Source organism: Achromobacter sp. SLBN-14, assembly GCF_006715415.1.
Taxonomy (GTDB): Bacteria; Pseudomonadota; Gammaproteobacteria; order Burkholderiales; family Burkholderiaceae_B; genus Achromobacter; species Achromobacter mucicolens.
Map to the genome: position 1 here is coordinate 2,802,206 of NZ_VFNE01000001.1, position 15,794 is coordinate 2,817,999.

At 65.3% G+C, this 15,794-nt stretch carries 14 protein-coding genes, 1 tRNA gene and 1 riboswitch; of the genes, 8 read left to right on the forward strand and 7 right to left on the reverse strand.

From position 1 onward, the window contains the following. The first annotated feature begins 93 nt into the window (after nucleotides 1–93). The 3 genes from FBY20_RS12875 to FBY20_RS12885 all read left to right on the forward strand — a co-directional run bounded on the left by FBY20_RS12875 (nucleotide 94) and on the right by FBY20_RS12885 (nucleotide 4,215). Nucleotides 94–813: a FadR/GntR family transcriptional regulator gene (locus FBY20_RS12875; RefSeq protein WP_056319752.1), complete on the forward strand. Its 720-nt coding sequence runs from the start codon at nucleotides 94–96 to the stop codon at nucleotides 811–813. After that, the gene (locus FBY20_RS12880; protein WP_142052483.1) at nucleotides 810–2,222 is read left to right on the forward strand and encodes an FAD-binding oxidoreductase; all 1,413 of its coding nucleotides are present in this window, start codon (nucleotides 810–812) and stop codon (nucleotides 2,220–2,222) included. The genes FBY20_RS12875 and FBY20_RS12880 overlap by 4 nt, the downstream gene beginning before the upstream one ends. 742 nt (nucleotides 2,223–2,964) lie before the next feature. Further along, a complete protein-coding gene (locus FBY20_RS12885; protein ID WP_142052486.1) occupies nucleotides 2,965–4,215 on the forward strand; it encodes an IS256 family transposase in 1,251 nt (416 codons plus the stop codon). 495 nt (nucleotides 4,216–4,710) lie between these two features. Here FBY20_RS12885 and thiC read toward each other — a convergent pair whose 3' ends face one another. After that, entirely contained in the window at nucleotides 4,711–6,624 is a 1,914-nt protein-coding gene (gene thiC, locus FBY20_RS12890) for a phosphomethylpyrimidine synthase ThiC (RefSeq protein WP_056320003.1), read from the reverse strand. Nucleotides 6,625–6,688: 64 nt separating this feature from the next. Continuing rightward, nucleotides 6,689–6,797, reverse strand: a riboswitch (TPP riboswitch). A 222-nt stretch (nucleotides 6,798–7,019) separates the two neighbouring features. Between thiC and FBY20_RS12895 the strand changes: the two genes are divergently transcribed. Beyond that, nucleotides 7,020–7,583: a hypothetical protein gene (locus FBY20_RS12895; protein ID WP_056320000.1), complete on the forward strand. Its 564-nt coding sequence runs from the start codon at nucleotides 7,020–7,022 to the stop codon at nucleotides 7,581–7,583. 204 nt (nucleotides 7,584–7,787) lie between these two features. Here the strand turns inward: FBY20_RS12895 and FBY20_RS12900 are convergent, their stop codons facing one another. Further along, entirely contained in the window at nucleotides 7,788–8,237 is a 450-nt protein-coding gene (locus FBY20_RS12900) for a helix-turn-helix transcriptional regulator (RefSeq protein WP_174245469.1), read from the reverse strand. Between the two features lie 103 nt (nucleotides 8,238–8,340). Here FBY20_RS12900 and FBY20_RS12905 point away from each other — a divergent pair, with 103 nt between their 5' ends. Next, on the forward strand, nucleotides 8,341–9,006 hold the full coding sequence (locus FBY20_RS12905) for a response regulator transcription factor (RefSeq protein ID WP_227741319.1): 666 nt from the start codon (nucleotides 8,341–8,343) through the stop codon (nucleotides 9,004–9,006). Here FBY20_RS12905 and proB read toward each other — a convergent pair. From proB to FBY20_RS12930, 5 genes are all read right to left on the reverse strand, one after another. Then, the gene (gene proB / locus FBY20_RS12910) at nucleotides 8,975–10,111 is read right to left on the reverse strand and encodes a glutamate 5-kinase (RefSeq protein WP_056319998.1); all 1,137 of its coding nucleotides are present in this window, start codon (nucleotides 10,109–10,111) and stop codon (nucleotides 8,975–8,977) included. The genes FBY20_RS12905 and proB overlap by 32 nt on opposite strands. Before the next feature lie 55 nt (nucleotides 10,112–10,166). Further along, nucleotides 10,167–11,303 carry a GTPase ObgE gene (obgE, locus tag FBY20_RS12915; protein WP_056319997.1) on the reverse strand — a complete coding sequence of 379 codons (1,137 nt, stop codon included), beginning with the start codon at nucleotides 11,301–11,303 and terminating at the stop codon, nucleotides 10,167–10,169. 201 nt (nucleotides 11,304–11,504) lie between these two features. Next, nucleotides 11,505–11,765 (reverse strand): 50S ribosomal protein L27, encoded by a 261-nt coding sequence (gene rpmA, locus FBY20_RS12920; protein ID WP_006389959.1) that lies wholly within the window; start codon nucleotides 11,763–11,765, stop codon nucleotides 11,505–11,507. A 34-nt stretch (nucleotides 11,766–11,799) separates the two neighbouring features. Continuing rightward, nucleotides 11,800–12,111 carry a 50S ribosomal protein L21 gene (gene rplU / locus FBY20_RS12925; protein WP_142052489.1) on the reverse strand — a complete coding sequence of 104 codons (312 nt, stop codon included), beginning with the start codon at nucleotides 12,109–12,111 and terminating at the stop codon, nucleotides 11,800–11,802. 269 nt (nucleotides 12,112–12,380) lie between these two features. Further along, nucleotides 12,381–13,139 carry an IclR family transcriptional regulator gene (locus FBY20_RS12930; protein WP_142052491.1) on the reverse strand — a complete coding sequence of 253 codons (759 nt, stop codon included), beginning with the start codon at nucleotides 13,137–13,139 and terminating at the stop codon, nucleotides 12,381–12,383. Nucleotides 13,140–13,275: 136 nt separating this feature from the next. Between FBY20_RS12930 and FBY20_RS12935 the strand changes: the two genes are divergently transcribed. The 3 genes from FBY20_RS12935 to FBY20_RS12945 all read left to right on the forward strand — a co-directional run bounded on the left by FBY20_RS12935 (nucleotide 13,276) and on the right by FBY20_RS12945 (nucleotide 15,772). Beyond that, entirely contained in the window at nucleotides 13,276–14,445 is a 1,170-nt protein-coding gene (locus FBY20_RS12935; RefSeq protein ID WP_142052494.1) for a fumarylacetoacetate hydrolase family protein, read from the forward strand. Nucleotides 14,446–14,638: 193 nt separating this feature from the next. Continuing rightward, the gene (gene ispB / locus FBY20_RS12940; protein WP_056319988.1) at nucleotides 14,639–15,604 is read left to right on the forward strand and encodes an octaprenyl diphosphate synthase; all 966 of its coding nucleotides are present in this window, start codon (nucleotides 14,639–14,641) and stop codon (nucleotides 15,602–15,604) included. Between the two features lie 91 nt (nucleotides 15,605–15,695). Further along, a tRNA-Pro gene (locus FBY20_RS12945) sits at nucleotides 15,696–15,772 on the forward strand. Nucleotides 15,773–15,794 lie beyond the last annotated feature (22 nt).

Consider the following 15,794-nt stretch of genomic DNA (forward strand, 5'->3'; position numbering starts at 1 on the left):
CTCTTCACCACCCCGGCATACGGGCCGCATGACGGGCGCTCTGAAACAATTAAAGTTATCAGATAACCTGAAAAATCTGCCTATAATCCGCTCATGTTGACCAAGAGCCTCACTCTTACCGAGCAGGTCGCCCGCCAGCTCGCCAGCGAGATCGCCGACGGCATCCACGCCGTCGGCGCCAAGCTGCCGTCCGGCCGTGTGCTGGCCGAGCAGTACGGCGTCAGCGCCGCCGTCATCCGCGAAGCCACGGAACGCCTGCGTGCGCAGGGCCTGATCCAGAGCCGGCAGGGGTCGGGCAGCACGGTCGTCTCGCGCACGGGCGCACAGGGCTTTCAGGTGTCCACCGGCATTGCGGTCGACCGCGACAAGCTCGCCAACGTCTACGAACTGCGCATGGAACTGGAAGGCGGCGCGGCCGCGCTGGCTGCGGTTCGCAGCACGGCGTCGGACCTGGACGCCATGGCATCGGCCCTCGCCTCGCTTCAAGCCCATCTGGACCACCCCGAGGCGGGCGTCGAACACGACATCGCCTTTCACGTCGCCATCGCGACGGCCACGCACAACAGCTACTACCAGGACCTGCTGCAATACCTGAACCTGCAGCTGCGCCTGGCCGTCAGCACCGCCCGGTCAAACAGCCGCCTGCAGGAAGGCCTGACCGCCGCCGTGCACCAGGAACACGTCGCCGTGTTCGAGGCCATCCGCGCGCGCGATCCGGACCGCGCCCGCCAGGCCGCCATCCGCCACCTGCAGCAAGCCGCCGGCCGCCTGCAACTCGATCTTCTCTTTCCCGCTGCATCCCACATCTCATGAGCGCAACCGACTTTTCTCAACGGCTGGTCCAGGCCCTGGGCCCCGATACCGTGTTCACCGACCCGGCGGACATCGCCCCGTGGCTGTCCGACTGGCGCGGCCTGTATAACGGCCAGGCCCAAGCCGTCGTGCGCCCGCGCACGACAGCCGAGGTCGCCACATGCCTTGCCCTGTGCCAGGAAGCCGGCGTGCCGGTGGTGCCGCGCGGCGGCAATACCGGACTGTGCGGCGGCGCCACGCCCGACGGCGGCGCAAACAACGTCGTCATCAGCCTGGACCGCATGAACGCAGTGCGCGCCATCGACACCGTCGCGAACACGATGGTCGCAGAAGCCGGCGCCATTCTCGGCAACCTGCGCCGCGCGGCCCAGGACGCCGGCCGCCTGCTGCCGCTCAGCCTTGCTGCGGAAGACTCCAGCCAGATCGGCGGCAACGTTGCCACCAATGCCGGCGGCGTGAACGTGGTGCGCTACGGCATGGCCCGCGAACTGGTCCTGGGCCTGGAAGCGGTGCTGCCCACCGGCGAAATCTTTCACGGCCTGCGCACCCTGCGCAAGGACAACACCGGCTACGACCTCAAGCAACTGCTCATCGGGTCGGAAGGCACGCTCGGCATCATCACCGCCGTCGCGCTGCGCCTGTACCCGCGCACCGACGTGCGCTCCGTCGTGCTGGCCGCCGTCGAATCCCCGGCGCAGGCGCTGCAACTGTTCGAAATCCTGTTCGAACAATGCGGCGCACGCCTGCAAGCCTTCGAATTCTTCACCGGCGATTGCCTGGACCTGGTGCTGACGCACGCCGAGGGCGTGCAGGAGCCCTTCGAACAACGCTACCCGGCCTATGTGCTGGTGGAACTGGCCGACACCACCGACGAGGCCGCGCTCAACACGCTGCTCGAAAACGTCATCGGCACGGCGCTTGAACGCGGCCTGTGCCTGGACGCCGCGGTCTCGGCGTCACTGGCCCAATTGCAGACGCTGTGGAAGCTGCGCGAGGAAATCTCCGAAGCCCAACGCGCCGACGGCCCCCACCTGAAGCACGACGTGTCGCTGCCGATCGAGCGCATCCCCGACTTCATGCAGTCGGCCGAAGCGCGCGTACGCGCCCTGTACCCCGACATCCGCCCGTTCATCTTCGGCCACTTCGGCGACGGCAACCTGCACTACAACCTGTCCCGCCCGGCAGGCGCCGACCGCAACTGGGTCGCGGAGCATGGGGCGGCGATCACGGATGCGGTGTTGGATGAAGTGAATCGCTATGGGGGAAGTATTTCTGCTGAGCACGGAATTGGACAGCTCAAGCGTGAGCATTTCCTGCATAGCAAGGATGCTGTGGAGTTACGGTTGATGCGGGAGATCAAGAAGGTGATGGATCCTGCGGGGATTATGAATCCTGGGAAGTTGTTGTAGGCGTTGGTTTAGATCTTCATAGTTGCAGCGGATCTTCGTAGGTCGCCCGACGCCGCGGTCACCGTGGGCACGATCGCCCACGATTGCGGTCCGGAGCCTTCGCTCCGGACTGCCCCGTTGTCATCTTCGTCCGCCTTCGGCTCCCTTCAGATTCCCTCGGGCGCATCGACGGCGCTCGCACCCACGGTGCCCGCGACGCCGTGCTGCGAGGGTCTTTGGTATGGGGCGCTTCAAGACCTGTGGACAGGGCAGGAGATCTGCGGGGCCGCCGAATTGCTGCCGCCCGGGCGGCGGCAATCGGCATATGAGCGTCTGGTCGTCGGGGCGATGTGCGCTAGCGCGCGGGCGGGGATCGGCTTGCTAATGGTGCTCTCCGACGGGGGAGGGGCGGTGATGGGCGGCGCGCGTCGACGGCCAGCTACAACCTGCCCACCTCTACGCGCGCCGCCCATCGAGCACTGGAGTTCAATTGACGATCAATGGCGGTTGTGCCGGAACTTGGCGAGAGCGTTTGCTGCTGCCGGTGTCTGACACCCTAGGATCAATGGCGGTCGTGCCGGAACTTGGCGAGACCGTTTGCTGCTGCTGGTGTCTGACACCCTCGGGAGGTGAGTTCGGCGTGAAGTGCCTCTCACCAGGGTGTCAGACACCTTGAGAGGAAGCAGCCACACGCGAAGCGTCATAGCGAGGGAGTGTCATAAATTTTGTGTTTGGGGCCTAACATGTTGCTCAAGGAGCATGTATGGCTACCAAGAAAAAAACGCCGCTGAGGGAACTGCCGGCGATTCCAGCAGAGTTGGTTGATCAATTCGTCAAAGGCCCTATGACCGCCGAGGCGGTGCAGGACCTGTCGATGGCGTTCAAGAAGGCGCTGATCGAACGGGCCCTGGGAGCGGAATTGGGCCACCACCTGGGCTATCCGGCGGGCGGCGAGCGCCCCGAGCAGGCCACCAATCAACGCAACGGCAAGAGTTCCAAGACAGTCCTGACCGATGACGGGCCCCTGCGGGTGGAGATCCCACGCGACCGCGATGGCAGCTTCGCTCCGATCCTGATCCCCAAGCACGAGCGCCGCTTTACCGGGTTCGACGACAAGATCATCGCCATGTACGCCCGCGGCATGACGGTGCGCGAGATCCAAGGGTTTCTGCTCGAGCAGTACGGCACGGAAGTCTCGCCGGAGTTCGTCAGCTCGGTGACCGACGCGGTGATGGACGAGGTCACGGCCTGGCAAACGCGGCCTCTGGAGACGATGTATCCGGTGGTGTTCTTCGACGCGCTGCGGGTCAAGATCCGCGAGGACGGCGTGGTGCGCAACAAGGCCGTGTACTTGGCGCTGGCGGTGTTGCCAGACGGCACGCGCGACATCCTGGGCCTGTGGATCGAGCAGACCGAAGGTGCCAAGTTCTGGATGAAGGTGTTCAACGAGCTCAAGACCCGCGGCACGCAGGACATCCTGATCGCTGTCACTGACGGTCTAAAGGGCATGGAGCAGGCGCTGAATGCGGTGTTCCCGGCCACGACGCTGCAGACTTGCATCGTGCACCTGATCCGCTCCAGCCTGGAATACGCCAGCTGGAAGGAGCGCCGCACGGTGGCTGCGGCGCTAAGGCCGATCTACACGGCAGCGACCGCGGAGGCAGCGCTGGCCGCGCTCGTGCAGTTCGAGCAAGGCCCTTGGGGCCAGCGCTACGCCCCGATCGCTGACGCATGGCGCCGGGCCTGGGACCGTGTGATCCCGTTCTTTACGTTCCCACCGGCGATCCGCAAGGTGATTTACACCACCAATGCGATCGAGAGCATTAATGCCCAACTGCGCCGCGCGGTGAAAACGCGAGGTCACTTCCCAAGCGACGAAGCGGCCACCAAGCTACTGTGGCTGGTCTTGCGCAACATCACCGGGGCCTGGGGCAGCGCCACGCACGACTGGAAGGCCGCTATGAACCAGTTCGCCGTGATTTATGCAGAACGCTTCACTGACCCGTATCGCTGAGATAGCATCCATAAGCCTGATCGAAACAACTATCAGGCTTCTAACGCCTCAAACACAAAAATACTGACACTCCCCATAGCGACGACGCAAGACGCCGCGTAAGTCCCCGGAGGCCGCCCGCGCGGCCGAACGGGGACGGGCACCGCAAGACGTTTCTCTTCCAACCGACTGCGTGCAAGAACCTCAAGAACCCGACTCCCCCCGCCGCCCGAAAAGATTCAACTGCAAAGCCCGGTGTGGCGTGGGCCTGGGGCGGGCGGGGCGTTTAGATGCGCCCGAGGGAATCCGAAGGGAGCCGAAGGCGGACGAGGATGACGACGGGGCAGTCCGGAGCGAAGGCTCCGGACCGCAATCGGAGCCCCGCCCGCCCCAGGCCCACGACGCGCCGGGCGTCTAAAGAACCCGATCCGCCGCAAGCATCAAGCCGTAAGCCACAAGCCGCAAGCCGCAAGCGGCAACCCCTTCACGCCATCAACCTAAATCCCCGCCAACAATTCACTGCCGGTGATAAACCTCACTCCCTTTCCGCACAAACTCCACCGACTTCTCCTGCATCCCCTTAGCCAGCGCTTCCTTCTCGCTGACTCCCTGAGCCGCCGCATAATCCCGCACATCCTGCGTGATCTTCATGCTGCAGAAATGCGGGCCGCACATCGAGCAGAAGTGCGCCACCTTCATCGAATCCTTAGGCAGCGTCTCGTCGTGGAATTCCTTCGCCGTATCCGGATCCAGACCCAGATTGAACTGATCGTCCCAGCGGAACTCGAAGCGCGCCTTCGATAGTGCGTTGTCGCGGATCGCCGCGCCCGGATGTCCCTTGGCCAGGTCCGCCGCATGCGCCGCGATCTTGTACGTGATGATGCCGTCCTTCACGTCTTTCTTGTTCGGCAGCCCCAGGTGTTCCTTCGGCGTCACGTAGCAAAGCATCGCCGTGCCATACCAGCCGATCAGCGCCGCACCGATGCCCGACGTGATGTGGTCGTAACCGGGGGCGATGTCCGTCGTCAGCGGGCCCAGCGTGTAGAACGGCGCCTCGTGGCAGTGTTCCAGCTGCAGCTCCATGTTTTCCTTGATCATCTGCATCGGCACATGGCCCGGGCCTTCGATCATCACCTGCACGTCGTGCTTCCACGCCACCTGCGTCAGTTCGCCCAGCGTCTTCAGTTCCGCGAACTGCGCCTCGTCGTTTGCGTCGTAGCCCGAGCCCGGACGCAGGCCGTCGCCCAGCGAGAAGCTCACGTCGTACGCCTTCATGATTTCGCAGATCTCTTCGAAGCGTTCGTACAGGAAGCTCTCCTTGTGATGCGCCAGGCACCACTTGGCCATGATCGAGCCCCCGCGCGACACGATGCCCGTCATGCGGTCCGCGGTCATCGGGATGAACGGCAGGCGCACGCCTGCGTGGATGGTGAAATAGTCCACGCCTTGCTCGGCCTGCTCGATCAGCGTGTCGCGGAAGATTTCCCAGGTCAGGTCCTCGGCCTTGCCGTCCACCTTTTCAAGTGCCTGGTAGATCGGCACCGTGCCGATCGGCACCGGCGAATTGCGGATGATCCACTCGCGGGTTTCGTGGATGTGCTTGCCGGTCGACAGGTCCATCACCGTGTCGCCGCCCCAACGGATCGCCCACGTCATCTTTTCCACTTCCTCGCCGATGCCCGAGCTGACCGCGGAATTGCCGATGTTCGCGTTGATCTTCACCAGGAAATTGCGGCCGATGGCCATCGGCTCCACTTCCGGGTGGTTGATGTTGGCGGGGATGATCGCGCGGCCACGCGCGACCTCGGCACGCACGAACTCCGGCGTGATGGCGGCGGGGATGGCCGCGCCGAACGATTGGCCCGGGTGCTGGCGCAGCAGGCGCTTGACCATCTTTTCGCCGTCGGGGCCGCTGTCGCGCAGCGTTTGCAGGTAGTGCTCGCGGCGCAGGCTTTCGCGGATCGCCACGTATTCCATTTCCGGCGTGATGATGCCGCGGCGCGCGTAGTGCATCTGCGAAACGTTCGCGCCGGACTTTGCGCGGCGCGGCGGGCGCTGCAGGTCAAAGCGCATCGCCGTCAGCTTCGGATCGGTCAGGCGCGACTTGCCGTAGTCGCTGGTCGGGCCGGACAGCAGTTCCGTGTCGCCGCGTTCCTCGATCCACGCGCGGCGCAGTTCCGGCAGGCCGCGGCGGATGTCGATCTTGATGTCCGGGTCCGTGTAGGGACCGCTACAGTCATACACCGTCAGCGGCGGATTTTTTTCGCCGCCGAACATCGTCGGCGTGTCGTCCTGCTCGATCTCCCGGAAGGGGACCCGGATGTCCGGTCGTGAGCCCACTTCATACACACGGCGTGATTTGGGCAGCGGTGCGACGGCCGCAGCGTCGACTTCGGCGGTCGCGGCCAAAAATTTGGGATTTGCGTTCATGGAAAGCTCCAAGCGAGTGGTTGGAGCCGATCGGGATGGACTCCCGCCCAGGACGTGCGAAGACGCGTGGCGGGAATACGCTCCCAGCATCGGCATTATCCGTACTGGTACGAAGGGACTCTCTCAACACGTCGCCGCCGTGGATGGCGGGACGAGTACCCCTGCGTGAACGCGCAGTATAGAGCCAAGCGGACGCGGCGCATTGAACAATCTGCGAGCACCCTCGCAACCCGCACGAATAGGGCATTTGAACGAGGCTGGTATTACTGCTTTACATTTGGATTCAGTCTAGACAGACACCGCCATGCAGGTTCGGTACACTTTTTTCCACACGCCGCGTGTACAGTCTTAGAGTCTTACCGTCCGGCATCAGCCCACTTAAGAAGGAATCGAGCATGCAACTGAACCTACGCACATTGGCGCCCGCCCTCGTAGTCGTGACATTGGCGCTAGCGGGTTGCAAGACGGCCCCGACTAAGACGTCCGACGCCACGGCCACGCCCCCGGCGGGCCAGCAATCGACCACGCCCGCGGCCGCCGCGCGCGTGGATTTCTATCTGGCCAAGCGCGAACCCGGCGCCGGCCTGCGTGAAGTGAACCTGCCGGACGGCAAGCTCTATCTGCAGGAAACGCCCGTGCTCACGCGCGCCGACCTGACCGATGCCGCCGCGCTGGTGGATCGCCAAGGCCAGAACTTCGTGGGTCTGCGCTTCTCCGAAGCCGGCACCCGCAAGCTGACCGCCGTCAGCACCGCCAACGTCGGCAGCGTGCTGGCCCTGGTGATCGATCAGGAACTGGTTGCCGCGCCGCTCATCGGCGAGCCCCTGAACCGTGGCGTCCTGGCCTTTGGCGTGCCCTCGGCCCAGGCGGCATCCGAAATCGCCGCGCGCATCCGCGGCGATGCCGTGCCCGCCGCAGGCGGAACGGCACCCGCGCCGGCACCCGCTGCCAAGCCCTGATCTCGGGGTGCGCAAAAAAACCGGCTTGCGTGGCCGGTTTTTTTTCGTCTGCATTTTTGTCCTGGAAGGCGCATTCAACGTGCGCGCCAGGCGACCACGCGAACGGGACAAATTGGTCCGTTCAATGCGGCTCGCAGTGTCGTGATCTTGAAGCGTTGTCGCGGCGTGGCCCGATATGCAGCGGGCCGCAGCCCGAGGCCGCGATCAGCCGATCTTGCGGCCGCGTGGCTTGATGCCGCGGCGAAGCAGTGTCGTTTCGATGAAGGTCTGGGTTAACGCTTCGAGCATTGCCCGTTCGTCGGGCGTCAGCGATTCGAATTGCGACGGTGAAATGTTGGGATAGGGCCACGGCGCCTGCGGACGGGGCCGGCCGCCGGGGCGCGGCGCCGACTCGGAAACGCCTGATACTGGCAAAGTATTGCTCAGGTCGTAGGCGTCCAGGGGAAGCTCCATGGGACCCTTGCCGGTTTCCAGCCATTCGACTTCGATCTTCAACACCTGCGCCAGCTTGCGCGCGGATCGGCTTGAATGCCGCAGACCACTTTCGTAGCTGCCGATCGCGCTTTGCGAGATGCGCACCAGACGGGCGAGCGCCTTCTGCGTGTGGCCACGAAGAAGACGCGCATGCTTCAGTCGGTCTGAGAATGTTTTCACAGGGCGATTGAAGCTTGCCGATCTGTCACGTTGGTGGATATAAATAACACTAGGGTGATAACAGAGGGAAGGCCGCATGTGGGAGCGGGGCAGCGTATTTATCGTGCGATCCGAGGACGTTGCGGGGTGGCGGCTGGCCAGTGCGCTGCGCCAATTCGACTGGGACACGCGCGTCTTTGCATCGGTGGACGCCCTGCTCGAACACGTGTCCGGTGACGCGCCGGATCTGCTTGTCGTGCAAGGGCCTTGCGACGGCAAGGCCGATCTTGTTGACCGCGTGCGCCAAGCCGCGCCGGGCGCGCGGGTGGTGTGGCAGGACGGCGGCGCCACCACGGCGCAGCGCGCGGCGGCGCTGGACGCAGGGGTCGACGCCTGCGTGCCGGCGGACATGGAGCTCCTGGAGTGGGACGCGCTGCTGCGCAGCCTGTGCCGGCGCGCGCGGTGCGGACCGGGCGACTGGCGCGTCGTGGCATTTGGCCGCATGCTGGTGGGCCCTCGCGGCGAACGCCTGCCGCTTACCCTGCGCGAGCGCGCCGTTCTCATCCGGTTGTTCAATGCGCCCGGACACTGTCTTCATCGCGAGAGCTTCTTTCCCGCGCAAGCGCGCGATCCCCTGGACAGCGCAAGGCGCGTGGACGTGGTCGTGTCCCGGCTGCGCAACAAGGCGCGCCGGTTCAATATCGATCTTCCGTTGCTGGCGGTGCGGGGGTGGGGATATATCCTGCTGCCGCGCCTTCCTACAGCACGACCAGATTGTCCCGGTGCATGAGCTCGGGTTCGGTCATGCTGCCCAGGATGCGCGCGATCTGCGACGAAGGCTGGCGCAGGATGCGGCGCGTGTCGGCCGACGAATAATTGATCAGCCCGCGGGCGCATTCATGGCCCTGGCTGTCGACGCAGGCCACGACGTCGCCGCGGCCGAATTCGCCTTCCACGTCGGTCACGCCGATGGGCAGAAGGCTCTTGCCTTCGCGCAGCAGCGCCTGCACGGCGCCGTCGTCCAGCACCACGCGGCCACGCAGGCGCAGGTGATCGGCCAGCCACTGCTTGCGCGCCGACCACACCGGCACGACCGCCTGCAGTTCGCTGCCGATGCACTCGCCCTGGGCCAGGCGCGTCAGCACATTGCGTTCGCGGCCCGAGGCGATGACGGTATGCGCGCCGCTGTGGGCCGCGCGCTTGGCGGCCAGCACCTTGGTCAGCATGCCGCCCGTGCCGATGCCGCTGCCCGCGCCACCCGCCATGGCTTCCAGCGCGGGGTCGCCCGCCTGGGCGTGCGACATGAACTTGGCTTGCGGATTCTTGCGCGGGTCGGAGTCGTACAGGCCGCGTTGGTCCGTCAGGATGACCAGCGTGTCGGCTTCGATCAGGTTGGTGACCAGCGCGCCCAGCGTGTCGTTGTCGCCCAGCCGGATTTCGTCGGTCACGACCGTGTCGTTTTCGTTCACGATGGGCACGACACCCAAACGCAGCAGGGCAAACAGCGTGCTGCGCGCGTTCAGGTAGCGGTGGCGGTCGGCCAGGTCTTCGTGGGTCAGCAAAATCTGCGCGGTGCGCAGGCCGTGTTCGGCGAAGGCGGCCTCGTAGGCCTGGCACAGTCCCATCTGGCCCACGGCTGCCGCAGCCTGCAGTTCGTGCATGACGGACGGGCGCTTGCGCCAGCCCAGGCGCGCCATGCCTTCCGCGATGGCGCCGCTGGACACCAGCACGATCTGCTTGCCCTGCTTGTGCAGGGCGGCGATCTGTGCGGCCCAGTGGGCGACCGCGGCGCGGTCCAGGCCTCGGCCTTCGTTGGTGACCAGCGATGAGCCGACTTTGGCGACGATGCGCTGGGCGTGGGTGACGACGGAAACGGCAGGTGATTCAGCAGACATGATGGCGGCCGGCTGCGGCGAAAAAAAGCGTAATCGAAAGGACTGCGATTATGGCTTATTCGTTACCGCCGCGCGGCGCGGCCGGCTTGTCTGCGTCGGTGCGCGTGTCGTCAAAGCGCGGGTCCGGCGCCACGTAGGTGCCTTCGGCCTGATCCTGCGCAAGCTGTTCCTTTTCGCGCTCGGCGTCCAGGTAGTCCTGCAGCGCGTAGATCAGGTCCTGCGTGCCTTCGCCCGACAGGCCCGAGATGCCGAACACCGGACCGGTCCAGCCGTAGAGCTCGAGGAAGCGGCGCTTGGTGTCCTCGGGGTCCGGCACCATGTCCAGCTTGTTCAGGATCAGCCAGCGCGGCTTGGCGGCCAGGTCGGCGTCATAGCGGCGCAGTTCCTCGACGATGGCTCGCGCGTCGGCGACGGCCTGCTCGACGGGATCGGCGTCCGGATCCGGCGTGGACACGTCCACCAGGTGCAGCAGCACGCGGGTGCGCGCCAGGTGGCGCAGGAACAGGTGGCCCAGGCCGGCACCTTCGGAGGCGCCTTCGATCAGGCCCGGAATGTCGGCCACGACAAAGCTGCGCGACGGCGACGTGCGCACGACGCCCAGGTTCGGGTGCAGCGTGGTGAAGGGGTAGTCGGCGATCTTCGGCTTCGCATTGGAAATGCGGGTGATCAGCGTCGACTTGCCGGCGTTGGGCAGGCCCAGCAGGCCCACGTCGGCCAGCACCTTCAGTTCCATGCGCAGGTAGCGGTGTTCGCCTTCCTTGCCGGGCGTCCATTGCTTGGGCGCGCGGTTCACGCTGGACTTGAAGTGGATGTTGCCCATGCCGCCCTGGCCGCCGGCGGCCAGCACCACCTTCTGTTCGTGCTTGTTCAGGTCGAACAGGACTTCGCCGGTTTCGGCGTCATGGATGATCGTGCCCACCGGCACGCGCAGGGTGATGTCCGGGGCGGCAGCGCCGTATTGGTCCGAGCCGCGGCCGTTTTCGCCGTTCTTGGCGCGGTGCAGGCGTGCGTAGCGGAAGTCGATCAGCGTGTTGATGTTGCGATCGGCCACCGCGTAGATGGTGCCGCCACGGCCGCCGTCGCCGCCGTCGGGGCCGCCACGGGGAATGAATTTTTCGCGGCGAAAGCTCGCCACGCCATTGCCGCCTTTGCCGGCGACCACTTCAATGGTGGCTTCGTCTACGAATTTCATGGTGTATGCGCGTGTAGTGGGTGAGGGCGGGCGTCCACACGGGGAGCCGCCGGGAGGCAAAAGAGAGCTTACTCGCCAATTGCCTTCAAACAAAAAAGCCCTGCCGCACGCGACAGGGCTTTTGCCGTTCGGGAACTGCGGCGGACCGCGTCCCAGACCGTATGCGACCGCGGACGTGAAGTCCGCGGGCTTGCCAACCGATTACTCGGCAGCGACGATCGAAACGGTCTGCTTGTTCAATGCGCCCTTGAAGCCGAATTGAACCTTGCCGTCGACCAGCGCGAACAGGGTGTGGTCCTTGCCCATGCCGACGTTCACGCCAGCGTGGAAGCGAGTACCGCGCTGACGCACGATGATCGAACCAGCGGGAATCAATTCGCCGCCGAATGCCTTGACGCCCAGACGCTTCGATTCTGAGTCGCGTCCGTTCCGCGTAGAGCCGCCGCCCTTTTTCTGTGCCATGTTTAGCTCCTGCTAAGTGGTACCGAGTCGCTTCTTAAGCCGTGATGGCTTCGATGCGGATTTCGGTGTAGTTCTGACGGTGGCCCTGACGCTTCTGATAGTGCTTGCGACGGCGCATCTTGAAGATCTTGACCTTGTCGTGGCGGCCTTGCGCAAGAACCGTTGCCTTGATCACGGCGCCGGAGACGAGGGGCGTGCCAACTTTCAGTTGGTCGCCTTCGCCCACGGACAGCACTTGGTCCAGGGTGATTTCTTGCCCAATGTCAGCCGGTATCTGTTCTATCTTGAGTTTTTCGCCAGCGGCAACGCGATACTGCTTGCCACCGGTTTTTACGACCGCGTACATGGGGTATTCCTTAAATAGGTAAATGGGTTCGTTCGTGCTGCCTGCCCTGCTGGGCAAGAATGCCGTGCTGGCCTGCCGTACCAGTGCTGGTACTAGCGCTTGTACTAGCCGAAAGTCCGCTGAATCAGGACTTGCGATGATGCCAGGCGGCGTGCACGAACAACCGACGTAATTCGGCCATTGCTGACCGAATCCGAGATATTAGCCTGGGACTTTTGGAAAGTCAAAAAGCTGTTGCAGGCTAAGGGCTTAGGTGTGGCGTGCAGGCTTCAGACGCCCGGAATCACGCGCAGCGCAATGTCGCGCGCCACGCGGCGGATGCCTTCCGTGGCGGCTTGCCGGTGGGCGTCGTCCAGGCGGTCGGTGGGGATGGACGTGCTGACCGCCACCCGCTTGCCCAGGGGCGTCACGCCCACAAAGGCCGCAAAGCACACAAGACCGGTGGCGACTTCCTCCCGGTCGTGCGCCAGCCCGTGGCGCCGCACGTCGTCCAGTTCGCGGTGCAGGTGGGCGGCATCGGCGATCGTGCGGTCGGTGACGCGGGGCAGTGCCTCGGGCAGCCGGGCGGCCAGGTCGTCGGGCGGCAGGCTGGCCAACAGGGCCTTGCCCAGCGCGCACGCGTGTGCGGGCAGCCGCAGACCCAGGTCCGACACCAGGCGCACGGGCCGACGCGCGTCCTCCCGGGCCAGGTAGACCACATCAAAGCCATCGAGTGCGGCCAGTTGCACGACCTCGTTGCAGCGGGCCACGAAGGCGCCGGCCGCCTGGTGAAAGGCCGTTTGAAGTCCATCGTGGCGCAGGTACGCGGCGCCTAGCGCCATCAGTTCCAGTCCGACGATATAGCCGCCGTCCAGGCGCTCGACCCAGCGGCGTTGCTCAAGGCAGTCCAGCAGCAGGTACAGCGTGCTCTTTGGCATCTGGCAGGCGCGGGCCAGTTCCGCGGCCTTTACCGGAGCGGAGCGGCCGGCCAGCACGCGCAGGATGTCGTGGGTTCGGCGGATGGCGGGAACGTCGTAATCGGCGGCCATGATTCCAATATGTTGGACAGATATGCAAGATGTTGGACATGATAAATGAAGTCTCCTAGACTGGCTGCGCCATGCCGGGCCAGCCGGCACAGAACACGAGCCCGCCGCCGGCAGGGCACCAACGCGAGGAGACGCCATGAACCCCAACAATCTGCTGCCCGCCGATCTGTCCGATGCCTTGCTCGTGGGCCGCGTGTGGCGGCCCGATCCCGTCGGCGGCCCGAGCGTGGTCGTGGTGCGTGGGGGCGAAGTCGTCGATATCACGGCCACGGCGCCGACCGTGTCCGACCTGCTGGACCATCCCGACCGCGTGTCGCTTGCGCGCGAAGCCAAGGGCGAATCCCTGGGTGACGCGCACGCGCTCATGGATGCCACGCTGCGTGGAGCGCAAGGGCCGCATCTGCTGGCGCCCTGCGACCTGCAACCGGTGAAGGCGGCGGGCGTCACGTTTGCCATCAGCCTTTTGGAGCGCCTGATCGAGGAAGAGGCGGGCGGCGACGCCGGCCGCGCCGAGGAAATCCGCGTGCGCATGCAGGCGCTGATCGGCTCCGATCTGTCCCGGCTGCGCCCGGGATCGCCCGAGGCCATCCGCCTGAAAGCCGAAATGCTCGAGCGCGGCCAGTGGTCGCAGTATCTGGAAGTGGGCATCGGCCCCGACGCCGAAGTCTTCTCCAAGACGCCGCCCATGGCCTCGGTGGGCTTTGGCGCGCGGATCGGCGTGCTGCCCGAGTCGCAGTGGAACAATCCCGAACCCGAAATCGTGCTGGCCGTCGACAGCCGGGGCGAAGTGGTCGGCGCCACGCTGGGCAACGACGTGAACCTGCGCGACATCGAAGGCCGCAGCGCGCTGCTCCTGACCAAGGCCAAGGACAACAACGGCTCCTGCGCCATCGGGCCGTTCATCCGGCTGTTCGATGGCGGATTCACGCTGGATAGCGTCCGGGGCGCCGATGTCTCGCTGCACATCGAAGGCCCCGACGGTTTCACGCTGGACGGCGTCAGCCACATGCGCGAGATCAGCCGCGACCCGCTGGACCTGGTGCGCCAGACCCACGGCGCGCACCATCAGTACCCCGACGGCTTCATGCTGTTCCTGGGCACGATGTTCTCGCCCACCAAGGATCGCAAGGGGCCGGGCACCGGTTTCACGCATGTGGCGGGCGACCGGGTGGTGATTGCCTCGGAGCGTCTGGGCGCGCTCGTGAACGAGGTGCAGCTGGCCACGGAAATCCCGCCCTGGACCTTCGGCGTGCGCGCGCTCTACGCGAACCTGATGGCGCGCGGCCTGCTGACGCCCGGGCGCTGATCCGGCCAGGGGATCCGACCGGCTGAACCGACCGGCGCGGGGCGCCTGGCGCCGGGCTGCGCGGCCCGGGCTGCGGGCGGCCGGACTTCCCGCGCACTCCCCGTATAATCCGTGGTCGAATCCCCCGCCGACCGCTGGCGGGCCCAGCGGTAAGAGCCGTTACGCGGCTCGCTTCACACTTGTCGGATACGTCTTGAATCTCCCCGCGCTCATTGCCCCCATTGCTGACGATATGAAAGCCGTCGACGCGGTTATCCGCGAGCGGCTGAATTCCGAAGTGGTTCTGATCCGCACGATTGGCGACTACATCATTGGGGCGGGCGGCAAGCGCATGCGCCCGGCCATGGTGCTGATGGTGGCGCGCGCGTTGGGCTACGAAGGCACCCATCACCAGCTGCTGGCTGCAGTGGTGGAATTCATCCACACCGCCACGCTGCTGCACGATGACGTCGTCGACGAGTCCGACCTGCGCCGCGGCCGCGAAACCGCCAACGCGGTGTTCGGCAACGCGGCCAGCGTGCTGGTGGGCGACTACCTGTACTCGCGATCGTTCGAAATGATGGTCGAGGCCGACTCGATGCGCATCATGAGCATCCTGTCCGAAGCCACCACCGTGATCGCCGAGGGCGAGGTGCTGCAGCTTCTGAACGTGCATGACCCGGACGTCTCGCAAGAGCGCTACCTGCAGGTGGTGCGCTACAAGACGGCCAAGCTGTTCGAGGCCGCCGCCCAGGTGGGCGCCGTGCTGGCGGGCGCCACGCCCGAGCAGGAAGCCGCCGCCGCCGCCTATGGCCGCCATGTGGGCACCGCGTTCCAGCTGGTCGACGACGTGCTGGACTACAGCGGCGACGCCGCCGCCCTGGGCAAGAACGTGGGCGACGACCTGCGCGAAGGCAAGCCGACCCTGCCGCTGATCCGCGTCATGGAAGTGGGCACGCCTGAGCAGCAGCAGCTGATCCGCGACGCCATCAAGACGGGCGATGCCGACTTCGCTGCCGTGGCCGCCGCCATCCAGGCCACCGACGCGCTGGAACACGCCCGCCTGGCCGCCGTGGCCGAGGCCGATCGGGCCCGCGAAGCCCTTTCGATCTACCCCATTTCCCCTTTTCAAAATTCTCTGTTAGAATTCTGCGCTTTCGCGGTGAATAGAGATCGCTAGCCAAAAACGGCGGCGAGATCGGCAGGAAGTTCACCGGGAAAGTGCAGTAATGTTTGGCGGTACTGAGCATCGCTGAATAAGTTGTCAAGATCGGGGCGTAGCTCAGCCTGGTAGAGTACTGCGTTCGGGACGCAGGAGTCGGAGGTTCGAATCCTCTCGCCCCGACCACTTCATGTGGTCGAGAATTCAT

What these genes read in the sequence shown, in the direction of transcription:
- FBY20_RS12875 (WP_056319752.1), top strand. Translation starts at nt 94, where the DNA reads ATGTTGACCAAGAGCCTCACTCTTACCGAGCAGGTCGCCCGCCAGCTC.
- FBY20_RS12880 (WP_142052483.1), top strand. Translation starts at nt 810, where the DNA reads ATGAGCGCAACCGACTTTTCTCAACGGCTGGTCCAGGCCCTGGGCCCC.
- FBY20_RS12885 (WP_142052486.1), top strand. Translation starts at nt 2,965, where the DNA reads ATGGCTACCAAGAAAAAAACGCCGCTGAGGGAACTGCCGGCGATTCCA.
- thiC (WP_056320003.1), bottom strand. Translation starts at nt 6,624, where the DNA reads ATGAACGCAAATCCCAAATTTTTGGCCGCGACCGCCGAAGTCGACGCT.
- FBY20_RS12895 (WP_056320000.1), top strand. Translation starts at nt 7,020, where the DNA reads ATGCAACTGAACCTACGCACATTGGCGCCCGCCCTCGTAGTCGTGACA.
- proB (WP_056319998.1), bottom strand. Translation starts at nt 10,111, where the DNA reads ATGTCTGCTGAATCACCTGCCGTTTCCGTCGTCACCCACGCCCAGCGC.
- obgE (WP_056319997.1), bottom strand. Translation starts at nt 11,303, where the DNA reads ATGAAATTCGTAGACGAAGCCACCATTGAAGTGGTCGCCGGCAAAGGC.
- rpmA (WP_006389959.1), bottom strand. Translation starts at nt 11,765, where the DNA reads ATGGCACAGAAAAAGGGCGGCGGCTCTACGCGGAACGGACGCGACTCA.
- rplU (WP_142052489.1), bottom strand. Translation starts at nt 12,111, where the DNA reads ATGTACGCGGTCGTAAAAACCGGTGGCAAGCAGTATCGCGTTGCCGCT.
- FBY20_RS12930 (WP_142052491.1), bottom strand. Translation starts at nt 13,139, where the DNA reads ATGGCCGCCGATTACGACGTTCCCGCCATCCGCCGAACCCACGACATC.
- FBY20_RS12935 (WP_142052494.1), top strand. Translation starts at nt 13,276, where the DNA reads ATGAACCCCAACAATCTGCTGCCCGCCGATCTGTCCGATGCCTTGCTC.